Source organism: Candidatus Nomurabacteria bacterium (genome assembly GCA_023898565.1).
GTDB lineage: Bacteria > Patescibacteriota > Minisyncoccia > Phycocordibacterales > UBA918 > OLB19.
Genome location: CP060228.1, coordinates 210,171 through 225,138, shown reverse-complemented (window position 1 = coordinate 225,138; position 14,968 = coordinate 210,171). Strand labels below are relative to the sequence as shown.

The 14,968-nt window shown below is 48.8% G+C and carries 13 protein-coding genes, 1 tRNA gene and 1 rRNA gene; 11 read left to right on the top strand and 4 right to left on the bottom strand.

The features are described 5' to 3' along the window. The first annotated feature begins 136 nt into the window (after positions 1 to 136). A 16S ribosomal RNA gene (locus tag H6780_01040) occupies positions 137 to 1,577 on the top strand. Between the two features lie 283 nt (positions 1,578 to 1,860). Here H6780_01040 and H6780_01035 read toward each other — a convergent pair. Continuing rightward, positions 1,861 to 2,214, bottom strand: coding sequence for a hypothetical protein (locus tag H6780_01035; GenBank protein ID USN88995.1), 354 nt, complete (start codon positions 2,212 to 2,214; stop codon positions 1,861 to 1,863). A 329-nt stretch (positions 2,215 to 2,543) separates the two neighbouring features. Between H6780_01035 and H6780_01030 the strand changes: the two genes are divergently transcribed. From H6780_01030 to H6780_01020, 3 genes are all read left to right on the top strand, one after another. Further along, a tRNA-Ile gene (locus H6780_01030) sits at positions 2,544 to 2,617 on the top strand. Between the two features lie 72 nt (positions 2,618 to 2,689). Then, positions 2,690 to 3,772 (top strand): hypothetical protein, encoded by a 1,083-nt coding sequence (locus H6780_01025; GenBank protein USN88994.1) that lies wholly within the window; start codon positions 2,690 to 2,692, stop codon positions 3,770 to 3,772. Positions 3,773 to 3,822: 50 nt separating this feature from the next. Further along, on the top strand, positions 3,823 to 4,239 hold the full coding sequence (locus tag H6780_01020; GenBank protein USN88993.1) for a DUF4406 domain-containing protein: 417 nt from the start codon (positions 3,823 to 3,825) through the stop codon (positions 4,237 to 4,239). Positions 4,240 to 4,263: 24 nt separating this feature from the next. Here the strand turns inward: H6780_01020 and H6780_01015 are convergent, their stop codons facing one another. Then, a complete protein-coding gene (locus tag H6780_01015) occupies positions 4,264 to 4,476 on the bottom strand; it encodes a hypothetical protein (GenBank protein USN88992.1) in 213 nt (70 codons plus the stop codon). An 87-nt stretch (positions 4,477 to 4,563) separates the two neighbouring features. Between H6780_01015 and murD the strand changes: the two genes are divergently transcribed. Next, positions 4,564 to 5,916, top strand: a complete 1,353-nt coding sequence (murD, locus tag H6780_01010; protein ID USN88991.1) for a UDP-N-acetylmuramoyl-L-alanine--D-glutamate ligase — start codon at positions 4,564 to 4,566, stop codon at positions 5,914 to 5,916. Between the two features lie 30 nt (positions 5,917 to 5,946). On the opposite strand, the gene H6780_01005 is transcribed toward murD, so the two are convergent. Beyond that, positions 5,947 to 6,687: a laccase domain-containing protein gene (locus H6780_01005; GenBank protein USN88990.1), complete on the bottom strand. Its 741-nt coding sequence runs from the start codon at positions 6,685 to 6,687 to the stop codon at positions 5,947 to 5,949. Positions 6,688 to 6,746: 59 nt separating this feature from the next. Between H6780_01005 and H6780_01000 the strand changes: the two genes are divergently transcribed. Further along, entirely contained in the window at positions 6,747 to 8,042 is a 1,296-nt protein-coding gene (locus H6780_01000; GenBank protein USN88989.1) for a UDP-N-acetylmuramate--L-alanine ligase, read from the top strand. Between the two features lie 40 nt (positions 8,043 to 8,082). Here H6780_01000 and H6780_00995 read toward each other — a convergent pair whose 3' ends face one another. Further along, positions 8,083 to 8,862, bottom strand: coding sequence for a hypothetical protein (locus tag H6780_00995; protein ID USN88988.1), 780 nt, complete (start codon positions 8,860 to 8,862; stop codon positions 8,083 to 8,085). Between the two features lie 104 nt (positions 8,863 to 8,966). Between H6780_00995 and rsmI the strand changes: the two genes are divergently transcribed. From rsmI to H6780_00970, 5 genes are all read left to right on the top strand, one after another. Then, positions 8,967 to 9,653, top strand: a complete 687-nt coding sequence (rsmI, locus tag H6780_00990; GenBank protein ID USN88987.1) for a 16S rRNA (cytidine(1402)-2'-O)-methyltransferase — start codon at positions 8,967 to 8,969, stop codon at positions 9,651 to 9,653. A gap of 63 nt (positions 9,654 to 9,716) precedes the next feature. Further along, the gene (locus tag H6780_00985; GenBank protein USN88986.1) at positions 9,717 to 9,959 is read left to right on the top strand and encodes a hypothetical protein; all 243 of its coding nucleotides are present in this window, start codon (positions 9,717 to 9,719) and stop codon (positions 9,957 to 9,959) included. A gap of 3 nt (positions 9,960 to 9,962) precedes the next feature. Further along, positions 9,963 to 11,321, top strand: coding sequence for a hypothetical protein (locus H6780_00980; protein ID USN88985.1), 1,359 nt, complete (start codon positions 9,963 to 9,965; stop codon positions 11,319 to 11,321). Between the two features lie 50 nt (positions 11,322 to 11,371). Continuing rightward, positions 11,372 to 12,886, top strand: coding sequence for a L,D-transpeptidase family protein (locus H6780_00975; protein USN88984.1), 1,515 nt, complete (start codon positions 11,372 to 11,374; stop codon positions 12,884 to 12,886). Between the two features lie 17 nt (positions 12,887 to 12,903). Next, on the top strand, positions 12,904 to 14,964 hold the full coding sequence (locus H6780_00970) for a type IV secretion system DNA-binding domain-containing protein (protein USN88983.1): 2,061 nt from the start codon (positions 12,904 to 12,906) through the stop codon (positions 14,962 to 14,964). The last annotated feature ends 4 nt before the right edge of the window (positions 14,965 to 14,968 follow it).

Sequence of the window (14,968 nt, the reverse complement as noted above, 5' to 3'; positions counted from 1 at the left end):
CACTTAATAAAGGCAAGAGATTTTTTCTTTTGTCTTATCCTTAGGTAAATCGTTTTTGAGAGAGCGTCGAGACAAGTACACTCCGCTCACTATGCTCAGAAACGCAGATACATGAAGCTTAGCTTCAGTACCTGTCTTAAATTAGAGTTTGATCCTAGCTCAGGATGAATGCTGGCGGCGTGGATGAGGCATGCAAGTCGAATGGGTTCAGACCCATGGCAGACGAGGTAGGAACACGTAGGTACGTACCCTAAAGTCAGGGATAACCCGGCGAAAGTCGGAATAATACTTGATGGTCCCTTCGGGGTAAAGTTTTAACGCTTTAGGAACGGCCTGCGGTCTATCAGCTTGTTGGTAAGGTAACGGCTTACCAAGGCTACGACGGATAGGGGAGGTGAGAGCCTGGCCCCCACCGATGGAACTGCGACACGGTCCATACTCCTACGGGAGGCTGCAGTCGAGAATCTTCCGCAATGGGCGAAAGCCTGACGGAGCGACGCCGCGTGGTGGATGAAGTCCTTAGGGACGTAAACACCTTTTATGAGGGAGGAAGTTTATTGACGTTACCTCATGAATAAGGGGCTCCCAACTCTGTGCCAGCAGGAGCGGTAATACAGAGGCCCCAAGCATTATCCGGATTCACTGGGCGTAAAGGGTGCGTAGGCGGTTATATTAGTCGGGTGTTAAATCCTTGGGCTCAACCCAAGAATCGCATTCGAAACGGTATAACTAGAAGATGTGAGAGGTGAACAGAACTCTCGGTGTAGGGGTGAAATCCGTTGATATCGAGGGGAATACCAAATGCGAAGGCAGTTCACTGGCGCAATCTTGACGCTGAGGCACGAAAGCGTGGGTAGCGAACGGGATTAGATACCCCGGTAGTCCACGCCCTAAACGCTGTCTGTTGGCTTTTGGGGGAATCGACCCCTCCAGAGGCGAAGTTAACACGTTAAACAGACCGCCTGGGTAGTACGAGCGCAAGCTTAAAACTCAAAGGAATAGACGGGGGCTCGCACAAGCGGTGGATCATGAGGCTTAATTCGTCGATAAGCGAAAAACCTTACCAAGGCTAGAAACCATACTGCATACTCCGGGAAACCAGAGTAGCCTTCGAGGGTGTATGGCAGGTGATGCATGGCCGTCGTCAGTTCGTGGCTTGAGCTGTTCCCTTAAGTGGGGAAACGAACGCAACCCTCGTTGCCTGTTACAAGTGTCAGGCGAGACTGCTCCCTCACGGGAGAGGAAGGTGAGGATGACGCCAGGTCAGCATGTCCCTTGATGCCTTGGGCTGCACTCGTGATACAATGGGACCTACAAAGGGACGCAATACCGCAAGGTGGAGCAAATCCTGATAAAAGGTTCCTCAGTTCGGATTGTGGGCTGCAACTCGCCCACATGAAGTCGGAATCGCTAGTAATCGTGAATCAGCACGTCACGGTGAATACGTTCCCGAGCCTTGTACTCACCGCCCGTCAAGTCAGGGGAGTCGGAAGTGCCCGAAGTTCGTCCTTGAGGCGACCTACGGTAAATTCGATAACAAGGACTAAGTCGTAACAAGGCACGGCTAGCGGAAGCTGGTCGTGGATTAATTCCAATTGGACACGTTGTGGTAGGCCGGTGACGGTTCTACAACTCGCAACTAATTGGTCGGTGTCGTAGGTATCAATTGAGCCTATGACGAGAGATAATACCCACATCTCTGAAATGGTATTGGACTCCAGGGAAAGACCGGACCAAAGGATAAGACAAAAGTGAACGTCTCTCCAAGGTGTAGAGCAGGTTATGAAATTTCAATAAAGAAAGAAAAGCGCGGCCCTTTGGGTCGCGCTTTTCTTTCTTTTAGGATTTATCTGAGTGATTTTATCCGCCTTTCAAATCTACATAATCTTGCTTTGGCTGTGTGCCTTCACCTAGTCCAATACCGTCAACGAGCACATTGACGATGCCCCAGAAGGTGATTATGATTATAAACGCTAGTACGCCATATAGCGCCAGCGCTTTGGCCTTTTCTTGCTCCTTTTCATTACTGCCGCCAATAACAAAATAGCGAATAGTATTGATTGCAAAAAAGAGAAAACCCACTCCTATGAGAAAAGGAATAACGGTATCATTAAAAAATTTTACGATACTGACAAGAAAATCTTGCACGCTTTGTGCGTGGGTAATTCCTGGAGTGATAAGTAGTGCGGTCAATATAAGTAGCTGTTTTTGCATGTACACAGTATAGCGCATAGCAGTCGTTCGTAAGGCGAGTAAGCAACATTGACATTACTTTAGATTGTTTTAGTATATTCCCCGGTGTTTTGTTCTATATCAACCTCATGAGGTTTGCATGCTTACCAAAATCATTAATAATACACTCACTTTTATCGTCATTGTCATTGCGTCTACCGTTGATATTGGTGCGTGGGCTAGTGGTGTTGGTTTTTAGTTTTTGCGCTAGCACAATAGTCGACTTGGGTCGGCTATTTTTTTTACAAGACACTTTCTTTTCTTGAAGAAATTTGCTATAGTTCTGGCCACGTTCGCAAGAACAGGTATATCCGCGCTTAGCTCAGTTGGCTAGAGCGTTCGACTGATACTCGAAAGGTCCTAGGTTCAAATCCTAGAGCGCGGACACATAATAAATGCGCGCTGCCTTTGGCAGCGCGCATTTATTATGTGTCCGCGCTTTGCTACTATAGTGCGTATGGAAAAAATCTCACCAGAGCATGCAAATATTGCTTTTTCAGAAGAAAAGGGTACAGAACCTTTGAATGTGTCTCCTGGCGAACAAAAAGTGCTTGAGTATGTTGACCGGATTAAGTCTGGTGAAGCATTGAGTGCGATTCTTGATGGGTTGCCAGAATCGTTTGCGCTTGGCATCGCGAAGGAACTGCTCGGAGATATCAAAACCCCGGATCATATTATTTCTGAGTTAGATGACCGGGGCTACATTGCTCAATTGTTGGCCGAAGAGCCAGTCGATGAAGAGGCTGCAAGTGTTACTGAAGCGCATTCTGTTGAGTTGCCAATGAGATTAGCAACTGAAGTAGAAAAGGAACGTCTGTCTGGCTGGCCAGCTGGATACGAGCTGGCGCGTGTGGCGAAGGCAGAAGGAGTTGATCTGCTGTCGCTCTCCCGAGAGGAGTACGCAGAGTATGCAGTGTCTCACAATCTTGAGATTGATGATGCGCAGCTGCGGGCAGCGCGCTGGGAGCGGACGGCTACCTCACCAGAAGAAATAGTGGCTCGTCGTAAAGAATTGGTAGCCAACATACCATCTGAGCAGCTCAGTGCTTTTTCTCAGTTCGATACTGACATGAGAGCTCTGGCTGCCACCGACAACCGGTTCTTGCGTGACGGTGTGCGAGTCCGTCAGGGTACGGCACAGAGCAACTCGTGGCTGTTTTTTGGTATCAATCAAAGTCTCGGTAATCACCTGACTGAGATGCACAAGGGGTATCTTACATTCAAAGAGTTGGGAAAATTTTCGCCTGAGATATTTGTGGGGTATCTCGAAACGCTCCAGCAAGCTGGCTATAACGGTGATGTGAAGGTGTTCCAGGACATGGGCAGTCAGGGATTGCTACTTAATGATCAGGTAGTTATGCATGGTGCTACTGCGGAAGATGTTGTATTGGCCAATGATATAGCCCGTCAATACTTTGGTGAAAATGTGGCTGAAGTGGGCGTTGGTGTGGATATGCAGATAGCGGGTAAGTGGAAAAGTTACAGTCAGATTTTGGCGGAGCAAGTAAAGGAACGCATCGCACAAAACCGACAGGCGTAAATGTGTGGGGTGTGTTATATATAGTATAGTTTTGTACAGAGAGATTAATTATGGAAACCAAAGATAAAATTGATCGACTACAGGCTCTGGCGGAGGGGGCAATTGAACGACTGCGTAGATTGCCGCAGCCAGTGGTGCGGGTAAGTGGCCCGATAACCTCTGGTGGATATGGGTACGAGGAAAACGTACGACGCTTTGTGCTTGCCCAGCAGAAATTGCGCGAGCTTGGGTATACGGTCTTTGATTACTTTGAAGACAATACCGATGAAGAGGTGATAAAGAGCTTATCGCTGTCTGGCGACGTGGTCATGCAGTATTATCATCAGCCGATTCTGCAAACGGGACTTATCAGCGCCGTGTATATGATGCCGCGCTGGGAAGAGTCCGGTGGAGCGACCGCGGAGCGTACTCACTTTGTGGAGAACGGTTTACTAGTGGAGCAGATTTCTGGAGAGTGGTTTTTGTAAAATAACGGCCAAGCGCCGTTATTTTTATTGCTTTGATTCGTAGTCAACAGTGTCGCTAGACTGGGCGTTTATTTTTGCTTCGAGTGATTTGGTTTGAGCTTGGAGATCAGTAGCAACACGTTCAAGCCTAAGGCTGAGGTTATAGACAAAAAATGCAAAGCCGAGTGTTACTATCCAGGCTACATACGGAAAAATTTTGTACGATTCCAGAGCTTTATCGTTGCCGTTTGTTTTCATAGAGTAAGTATAGCAGTTGAGTAATCATCGAGTGTGACGGGTCGTGTACAGGCTGGTATTTTTTTTCATTTCCTCTATGATGCAGTCATGGAAAATCTAGGCAGTTTTTTTGCAGGGAAGAAGGTGACAGTCATGGGTTTAGGGCTTCTCGGCCGCGGGGTCGGAGATGCGGCGTATATTGCCGAGGCAGGAGCACATGAAGTTTTAGTGACTGATCTAAAAAGTGAGGCTGAGCTGGCTGATTCGGTTGGAAAATTGCGTGATTTTAAAAACGTACGATTTGTACTGGGTGAGCATCGATTGGAAGATTTTGAGAATCGAGACATTGTATTGGTGGCGGCTGGCGTGCCAATGGCGTCTAAGTACGTGGCGCGCGCAAAGCTCGCGGGCGCGCGAGTGGTGCAAAGTGCTGCACTTTTTGCTGAACTTTCTGGCGTGCCTATCATCGGCGTGACCGGTACGCGCGGTAAGAGCACTGTAACGCACATGATTCATCACGTACTGACACAAGCGACCGGAGAAGAAATTTTGCTGGGAGGCAATGTGCGAGGGTTGTCCAACTTGCAGCTTTTGAAACAAGTGAAAGAAGACTCACTCTGTGTGATGGAGCTTGATTCCTGGCAGCTTCAAGGGTTTGGGTGGGCGAAGATGTCGCCGCAGATTGCGGTTTTTACCAACTTCATGGAAGATCATCTCAATTACTACGGTGCCGATGGAGTGAGCAAGGAGGAGGCAATGCGGCACTACTTTGAAGATAAGGCCAATATATTCACACATCAAGAAGAGAGTGGGGTGTTTATCACCACACCAGCAGTCTTCGAACGTGCCAAACAGTTGGCTGGGGTGGAGATTGGGCAAGAAGTGATTTTGGCTGATGAATCGGTAATTCCTGAGGACTCGCTTCTTTCAATGCCAGGAGCACACAATCGCTTAAACGCTGCTCTAGCGTACGAAGCTCTGAAAGCGGTCAGTCTGGAAGACGAAGAAATTTTTGCGGGCTTGGCGTCGTTCCCAGGTGTGCCGGGGCGGTTAGAGTATCTTGGTGAGCGCGATGGGGTGAAGATTTATAACGACAACAATGCCACCACGCCGGCGGCGACCATTCGTGGTTTAGAGGCAGTCGGCAATGCTGATGATAAAAATGTGGTGCTGATTGCTGGTGGAGCCAATAAAAATATTGATCCGGCTGAATTGCTTGAAGCAATTGGTCGCTACTGCAAAAAGGTGGTTTTGCTACCAGGCACGGGTACTGATGTAATTAAAGGCTTGCTTGAAGCAGAGGTGGTGGAGAGTATGGAAGCGGCGGTGGCGGCCGGGCTGGCCGTAGGCCAGCCCGGCGACGTGCTGCTCTTCTCACCCGGCTTCGCCTCGTTTGGGCTCTTCAAAAACGAGTACGAGCGTAACGACGCGTTTGTGGCCTGTGTAAATAAATCAGAATAGGAAACGGCGGCCCGTAGGGCCGCCGTTTATTTAGCGAAGAACGAGAATTACTGGGTTTCTCAACTTGACCCCTGGATCACGTCGATTGCTGGCAAGTTTCGCGTGTTCGTGTGTACAGAGTCCATCATGGTGGAGGTCTGATTCAGCCACGCCGAGGTCAATAAGCTGCTGACGAATAATCGCCACCAGATTAAGCCTGCCGGTCGCATAGTCGATGAAGGCGTGTTCGCCAAATACGGTGAAAGGCTCGACGAGCGCACGCGCTTCTGGCAGGTCGTGCGGAAAGTGGTTGGCACAGATTGATCCGGTAATGAGCGCAATCACTCGTGACGCAGGCAGTTCTTTTGTCAGTCGGCTGAAACCTGAGGTAATGATATTGCTTAATTCGTCCGAGTTGCCACGTGGAGTGAGAGCCGCTCGGCCGGCATGCAGAAGTACCGCCTTCCCATGAGCCGGCGCAAACAGCGCTACAGCTGGGCAGTCGCCGGTGCGGATGATAGCAGCACTGCCAGCCTCGCTTAAGAGGACGCCGTCAGCTGCGATATCGTGCCCTGATTGTTCGACTGGTCCATACACTGGCTCCTTCACTGCTCCAAAACCCGGTTGTCCGAATGTGGCGGCAGCCCGAATAAAGCAGATGTTTTTTAAGCGTGCTCCTTTTTGCGCTGCCAGATAGCGAGGATTACTACTGGTCGACTGGCCATGATACAAAGCGACTGTCGCTTGGGATTTATAAGGAGGTGCAACTAAGTCTCGTTCATAAACAATCATCTCAATCTCCTGGCAATGTAAAGAATGGTCTATTTGTGATATTATGCTTTGTTCGAGGTATGTCAAGCATAGATATTAATCAGATTACGCGGATTCACTTCATTGGCGTTGGCGGCATCGGCATGTCCGCTTTGGCTCGTCATTTTTTGACTGAGAAAAAAATAGTAAGTGGTTCAGATCGCTCACTTTCGCCGCTGACAAAAGCACTTGATGCCGAAGGGGTACAGATTTTTGGTGAACAGGTAGCAGAGAATATCTCCGACGACATTCAGTTGGTGGTCTACACCGAGGCAATGTCGCCAGATCACGAAGAAATGAAAGCAGCCAGAAAGCTTGGAGTGCCGATGATGAATTATTTCGAAGCGCTCGGCCTGGCGATGAATCCATACTATTTAATTGCGGTAGCTGGTACACATGGCAAGACCACAACTACCGCTATGCTTACTGATATTTTTGAAGCAGCAGGCAAAGATCCAACTGCCGTGATCGGGTCGCTACGAGCAAAGACAAAGAGTAACTACCGCGCAGGGAAAACCAAATACGCAATCGTAGAGGCGTGTGAATACAAGCGAGACTTTTTAAGTTTGCGGCCAGATATTTTAGTAATTACAAACGTTGAACTTGAGCATGTTGATTGCTACAAAAATCTTGCAGAAGTGCAGGAGGCATTTCGTACATTGGTGTCACAAGTAAATGAAAATGGTGTAGTAGTAGCGGATACGAGCGATCCAAATGTTAAGCCGATTATCGAAGGGTCGCCGGTCGAGGTGGTGGACTACATGGACTATTTCGATCCACAATTGGCACTTAAGATTCCTGGTGTACATAATCGTCTCAATGCTGCCGCAGCGTTTGCTGCCGCTAGGCATGAGAAAATTGAAAGCGAGACCATTAACGATGCAGCACTTCAGTTTGCCGGAACGTGGCGTCGGTTTGAATACAAGGGAGATTGCAATGGCGCGCTTGTGTATGATGACTACGCACATCATCCAACCGAAATGTTCGCATCGATCGAAGGAGCTCGTGAGCTTTACCCCGATCGTCGAGTAATTGTAGTGTTTCAGCCGCACACGTACACACGTACCAAGGTGTTGTTTGAGCAGTTTGCCAAGGTGTTTGGACGAGCAGATGAGGTGCTACTACTGCCGATTTACGCCGCACGTGAAGAAAATAGCAGTGGCGTGACCAGTCGTGAGCTGTCAGTGCGCGCGCTCGAGTTTAATAAAAATGTGCAGTTTGTAGAAGATTTTGCTGCGGCTGAGCAGTACTTAAAGCAGACGCTTACACCGCATGAGGTGTTGCTGGTAATGGGAGCGGGGAGTGTCACAGAGTTGGCAAAAATGTTGGTGGAGTGAGCCATAGAGAAAGCGCCGACCCGTAGGGTCGGCGCTTTGGTTACTCATTATCCAAGACGCTTTCAATCACTTCGTCACATTCGTGTTGCATGATGACATGACGATGTTGGTAGAAGAGAGCTGTCCAAATGATGAGAGAAAGAGCAATGCTCGGCAGAAGCTGAATTTCGTCAGAGACGCAGCGCAGGAGTGACAGTATGCCAAAGCCGCCAATCACGGAAAAGCTGGCCAGATCAGACCAGTAGTGCGCTTGCGCTACGGTGCCGGTAAATCTCTGAGCGGATTTGTGTAGCTTTTGATTAATCGGCGCTGCAGCCGCAATTGCGAGTGATGTACAGATAAATACGGTGCTGCCGATTATAAGAAAGGCTGTCCCGGTTTCGGCGAAGCTCCATCCTTTGGTGTTGCCGATAGCTACGAGCGATGGTCCAAAGAGCAAAGCGTCCCAACTGACCGACAAGATTGCGAGTGTATTACTGGCCGTCTTTCTCTCAAGGCCGAGCAAGGTTTCTAGCTTGCTAACAATCGCAAATTTTGCGTCGACGCCAATTTTCTCGCAGAACTCTTCATAGAGAAAGAGACTAATGAAGGCAAAGCCGATTAGGTTGATAAATAACTCAGCGATAAGACCCAGTTGTCCAAGAAGCCAGGCTGCGGTAAAGGTGAGTGCTGGAAACAGCGTGTGTGTTACCGCAATGGGAAGGGCCCAGCTCTTTATGCTTACTCCACTTTTGTGTCGTGCTAGAGTGGCAAAAAAGACATCAAGCGAAATTGAACAGCCGATGCCAATGCATAGTCCAAGATATGGTGTGAGGGCCACGAGGCATCTCCTTGTAAGGTGCAAAACTGCACGTAACAGTAGTATGAAGTCAGTAAATGTCAACTGCGAGCGGAACGATGTTTTGTGTGCTACTGTACGACGATATGGAAACAGGCACGTTATATATAGTGGCGACACCAATTGGTAATCTTGAAGATATTACGTACCGTGCGGTGCGGATTTTGGGTGAGGTAGATTATGTGCTGTGTGAGGATACTCGTGTGACTGGGCGATTGATGGAGCGGTACGACATTGTTGCGAAGCTTCGTCGTTATGATGCGCACGCGAGCGAAGGGGCGCATGAGCAAATTCTCGCTGATTTGGCAGAAGGGAAGCGGATTGCGCTCGTGAGCGATGCGGGGACGCCGGGAGTGAGTGATCCGGGCGTGCTTTTGATTCAGCGCGCCCGCGAAGCGGGCGCGCGTATTGAGGTCATCCCTGGTCCGTCAGCGGTGACGGCTGCGGTATCGCTCGTGGGTATCCCCGGTAATCAATTTACTTTCCTTGGCTTTGTGCCGCAGAAAAAGGGCCGGCAAACGTTCTTCGAACGTTTGCCGGCCCATGTCCAGCCAGTGGTTTTCTTTGAATCTACCCATCGCATTCTCAAAACTCTTGAGGCGCTTAATGACGTGTATCCAGAGGCGACCGTCTATCTCGCGCGAGAACTGACCAAGCTCCATGAGACGCTTCATGTCGGCGCGGCGGGGGAGCTGCTTACGGAACTAACCGAAACTCCGGTTACTCAAAAAGGGGAATTCGTAGTCGTGGTAGACACATCTGCTGCAAAATAGTCTGATTTATACACATTTCGCATCATTTCGCATTTTGCGTTATACTGCCTCTTGTATTTACGTATGACGAAAGAAACGCTGGTTTTTGTTGCAGGGATTGTACTCACGATTGTGCCGTATCTCGGAATTCCGTTAGCTTGGAGACAATATATTATTTTTGGGTTTGGTATTCTTTTAATACTGATTGGCTATGCGCTTCGGCGCGCGGTCTACTTACGACAGCTCGACCTTGGTAATGGCGAGCGCGGCACAGATTCGTTTGTTGAAACGACCGAGCGGCTTTTTGAAGATTCTACGCTACAATAAGGTATGCATACATATGGCACACCACTGGTTCTCGCTGCAGTAGCATTTGCGGTCTTGAGTTTTGTGCCGGTTACTTTTTTTGATGTGACCGTTGAGCAGACTGCAAGCGCAGTGTCTAGCTCAACCACCACTACTGCTGGGCCTGCGATGGTAACCGAACCGCTGCCGGAGCCAGTTGACGTACGGCCAGTAGTGCAGCATGTACCACTCCCTGAAGCGGTGAAAGCTATCTATATGACTTCGTGTGTAGCCGGAACGCCGTCGTTTCGTACGAAGCTGGTGGAGCTGATTCGCGCGACGGAGATAAATTCTGTCGTGATTGATATTAAGGATTACTCAGGTACCATTTCATTCCCACCAGAAAGCACTGAGTGGCAATCTGCTTGGGTAGACGCGCGTTGTGGTACGCGTGATATGCCAGAGCTGATTACGATGTTGCATGACCATGACATCTATGTGATTGGTCGCATTACGGTCTTTCAAGATCCATACTATGCGCCGAGTCATCCGGAACTAGCAGTGCTACGTAGTGATCAGCAGACAGTTTGGAAAGACGGGAAAGGGTTGTCGTTTATTGATGTGGCTTCGAAGCCATATTGGGATCACATCATTCAGCTCTCAGTAGATTCATACAACATCGGCTTTGATGAACTAAACTTCGATTACGTACGCTATCCGTCAGACGGCAACATGAGCGATACATACTATCCACAAAGCGTAGCTGGGCAGTATGGAATGGACAGGCAGGCCAATCTCGAAGCGTTTTTCAAATATCTCAACGAGCAGCTCGACGACGAGTCGAAATTTTCTGCTAAAAAACATACTAATACTGGTCGCGCTTCAAGCACTCCGTATACCTCGGCTGATCTTTTTGGTATGACAACTACGAATTACGACGACCTCTCGATTGGGCAAGTGCAAGATCGGGCCGTGCCATATTTTGATTTCATCGCGCCGATGGTGTATCCATCACACTACCCGAATAATTACCTTGGTCTGGGGGATCCAAACGATCACCCATATGAAGTGGTCTATCACGCCATGAAGACCGGAGTCGATCGCTTGGCAGCTAGTACGACACCAATGAATGGCTTCTTGCACGAGCCGCTCTTTACCTACAATGCGAGTGGTACGCCGCTTGCGACCGGGAAGTATACGAAGCCAGTATATGGCCCAGAAAAGCTCCGCACGTGGATCCAGGACTTTGATTATGGTGGCGATTATGACGCGGCTGATGTGCGTACGCAGATTCAAGCGAGCTATGACGCTGGGGTGGAAAGCTGGATGATCTGGGCACCATCTAATATCTACACCAAAGCGGCGTTGTTGCCGGCCGCCACGAGTACCGGACTGGCCTTGTAAAGTGTGAGCTAGTGTCAAAATAAGGTTGGTTCGTGCGGTATGATAGTGGTATGTCAAAAAAGCCAGATTCGTCTGTAAAGCTGTTTTCGTATAGTGATGATGTGCCTAAGAATGGAAAGGGGATGCTTATTCCGCAAACTGGCTCAAAAGCAACCGTACATCCTAAACACACCTTTACGCCACAAAGTGCTCGGCCGACACCGTTGCTTTTACCTGCTTCACGAGTGATTGTTACAATCATGGCCGTATGTGCGCTTTTTATTCTGGGAGCGACTGGATACGGATTGGTTTCAGAGCGAAATCTAGCAGCTCCAGTCGTAACGGTGGTGAATCCGTACAGTCAGGTGAGTGTTGATCTTGAGTACGGTCCACAACCGGCTCTAGCGCAGGAGTCATTTTTTGCCAGTACGAGAGATTCGTTCATTGAGGCAGGACTTAGTTTTATTGAAGTCGATTTAAGTACTAAGCAGGTTCGCTTGTTTAAGAAGGGTGTTTTGTATTTTAGTGCTGATGTGCTTGCAGTTGGTGAAGTTGGTTCTTGGTGGGAGACACCGTCTGGTTTGTACCAGATTGAAGCTCGTGATATTGAGGAGTTTAGTAATATTGCGCAGGTTGAATTTCCTTGGCAATTAAAGTTTGGTGGCAATTACATTATTCATGGTATACCAACCTATCCAGGAGGCGGTGCAGTTCCCGATGATTTTGTTGGTGGTGGAATTCGGCTGGCTAATGATAAGGCTGAGCAGCTGTATCGAGATGTTGCTGCAGGGTTGCCGGTCTTGGTGCGCGCCAAGTTAGAGCAGAAGCGTGATGTGTTTGTGTATGAGCCACAGGTACCAAATCTAGACACGCCGCACTACTTCATCGCGGATATCGATAACGGCACCATTCTGGCTGCAACAGACTTAGATGCAGAGGCACCTATCGCATCGCTCACTAAGTTGATGACCGCAGTAGTGACAGCGGAAGAGCTCGACCTTGATGGTCGTGTGCAGATTACGTCACCAACCTTTGTTCACTCACTTATCCCACGTTTGTCTGAGCGTAGCAGTGTATCAATGTACAGCTTATTACAGTTGCTCTTGGTTGAATCTTCCAACGAAGCAGCTGAAACAATTGCTGGTGAAATGGGTCGGGTTGAATTTATCGAAGCAATGAATGCAAAAGCGCGCCAGCTGGGCATGATGCATTCGCGCTTCGCTGACCCATCGGGTTTGAGTGCTGACAATGTTTCTTCTCTTGGTGATTTGTTTCGGTTGACCAAGTACATTCGTAGTAATCGCAGCTTTATTTTAGAAATAACTGCTAATGATAAAATCCCAAGTGCGTATGTTGGTGGTGAGTTTGATGGCCTCATCAATTTCAATGAAGTAGAAGATATGGATAATTTCGTTGGCGGTAAAGTGGGTGAAACCTTGGCTGCTGGCAAAACATCCATTTCACTGCACGAGGTTGAGCTGCAGGGTCAGGTCCGTACTTTGATTGTGATTATTCTTGGTTCTGATGATCGGACTGGCGATGTTGTGACTTTGCTTGAGTATGTCCAAAATCGCTTTGGACGCTAGTGGTATACTAAATACAAATGACAGCTTTTGATCCGGAAAAGATTACCTTTTTCGCTAAGACTGACGCTCGAGGTCAGGAGGTGGCTTTTGGTATTAAGGCGAAGGATCGTCAGCGTCACATGTACGTGGTGGGAAAGACCGGTATGGGTAAGTCCACCTTGCTCGAAAACATGGCCGCGCAAGACATCCAAAATGGTGAAGGGATGGCTTTCATTGATCCGCACGGCTCCGCCGCTGAAACCCTGCTTGAGTATGTGCCAGAACATCGCGTACAGGACGTGGTATATTTTGCGCCGTTTGATTTAGACCATCCAATTTCATTTAACGTCATGGAAGACGTTGGTCCGGACAAGCGGCACTTGGTGGTGTCTGGGCTCATGTCGACCTTCAAAAAGATTTGGGTTGATGCCTGGAGTGCGCGCATGGAGTACATCCTTACCAATGCGCTCTTGGCACTCATTGAGTATCCAGACACTACACTCTTGTCAGTAAATCGCTTGTTTGTCGATAAGGAGTTTCGTAAGAAGGTGGTGGACTACATTCAAGACCCAGCGGTGAAGGCATTTTGGGTGGATGAATTCGCCAACTACACTGACCGCTTCACTGCTGAAGCACTGCCAGCCATTCAAAATAAGATCGGTCAGTTTACAGGCAATCCGCTCATTCGTAACATTATCGGGCAGCCACATTCAAGCTTTGATATTCGAAAGCTCATGGATGAGAAGAAAATTCTCATTATGAACCTTTCAAAAGGATTGATCGGTGAAACCAATGCCAATCTATTAGGGTCAATGCTCACCACGCGTATTTACTTGGCAGCAATGAGTCGCGCCGATTTGCCGGTAGCGCAGATGAAGCAGATGCCAAACTTCTATTTTTACGTCGACGAGTTTCAGTCATTTGCAAACGCTACTTTCGCCAATATTCTTTCTGAGGCACGTAAATATCACCTCAATCTCATCATTGCACACCAGTACATCGAGCAGATGGAGGAAGACGTGCGCAACGCGGTGTTTGGAAACGTGGGTACCACGATTGCATTTCGGGTCGGTCCGTTCGATGCCGAAGTGCTCGAAACAGTCTTCGCGCCACGCTTTGAGGCGACTGACTTAGTGAACTTGGGCTTTGCGCAGATTTACCTCACGCTTATGATTGATGGGATTGGTTCGCAGCCGTTTTCTGCTAAGACGCTCCCGCCGGTGCCAATGCCGCAGGTGTCGTGTCGGGAGATGGTGGTGGAATCGAGTCGAGGACTATACGGCAATGAGCGTGAGGCAGTAGAAAAGATCGTGGCAGAGCTGCACACACCGGAGCGTACCGAAGAACCGAAGAGATTTGATAAAAAGCCAGGCGGCGGAGCTGGTGGGCAAAAGCGTTCAGGCAACAACAGTGGAGGATTCGGAAACAATGCTGGCAACAGTCAGTCTCGTGGTAGTGCGGCACCGCGAAGCAGGGATTCGCAACATGACGTGCGCTCCGATGAGCGCAAGCGGCCGCCTGAGAAAAGCCCAGATGATTTGCGCCAAATTCTTGCCAAGATGGCGAGTGATTCTGATACTGATAAAAAAGAAGCGAAGCAAGCAGAGCAAAAGACTTCAGAACAACCAAAAGAGCCGGCAGCCGGCTCTTCCCAAAAACAAAATGAAGTGACAGCTAGAAATAGAAATAAGTATAGCGATAAGAAAGAGCAGCTGCAGCCAAGGCCACAGAAATCAGAAGATGCATCACCACTTCGCATGGCTTTGGCTGATGCCCTAAAAAGTGTTCAGCCAAGTGATTCTGCTACACAAACGATTTCAGCGCCAGCTCCGAGACCTGAATCTGTCTCAACTCCTTCTACGACATCAACAGAATCAATTGTGCCACCAGTACAGCCGGCTAATACTCTAGCTGCCGATGCCAGGCGCGTGGTATTGGAGTACCGTAAAGATAAACCCATTCCTGTGTCAGGTGCTGAGGTGTCATCAACTGCACAGGTAAAATCATTTACTAAGGAGTCTGGTGATGTTGGTGTTGATATCGCAACAGTTCGTAAGCTGCTTAGAGAATCACCTGAAGGCCGGTCGCCATTCCAGTAGGTAA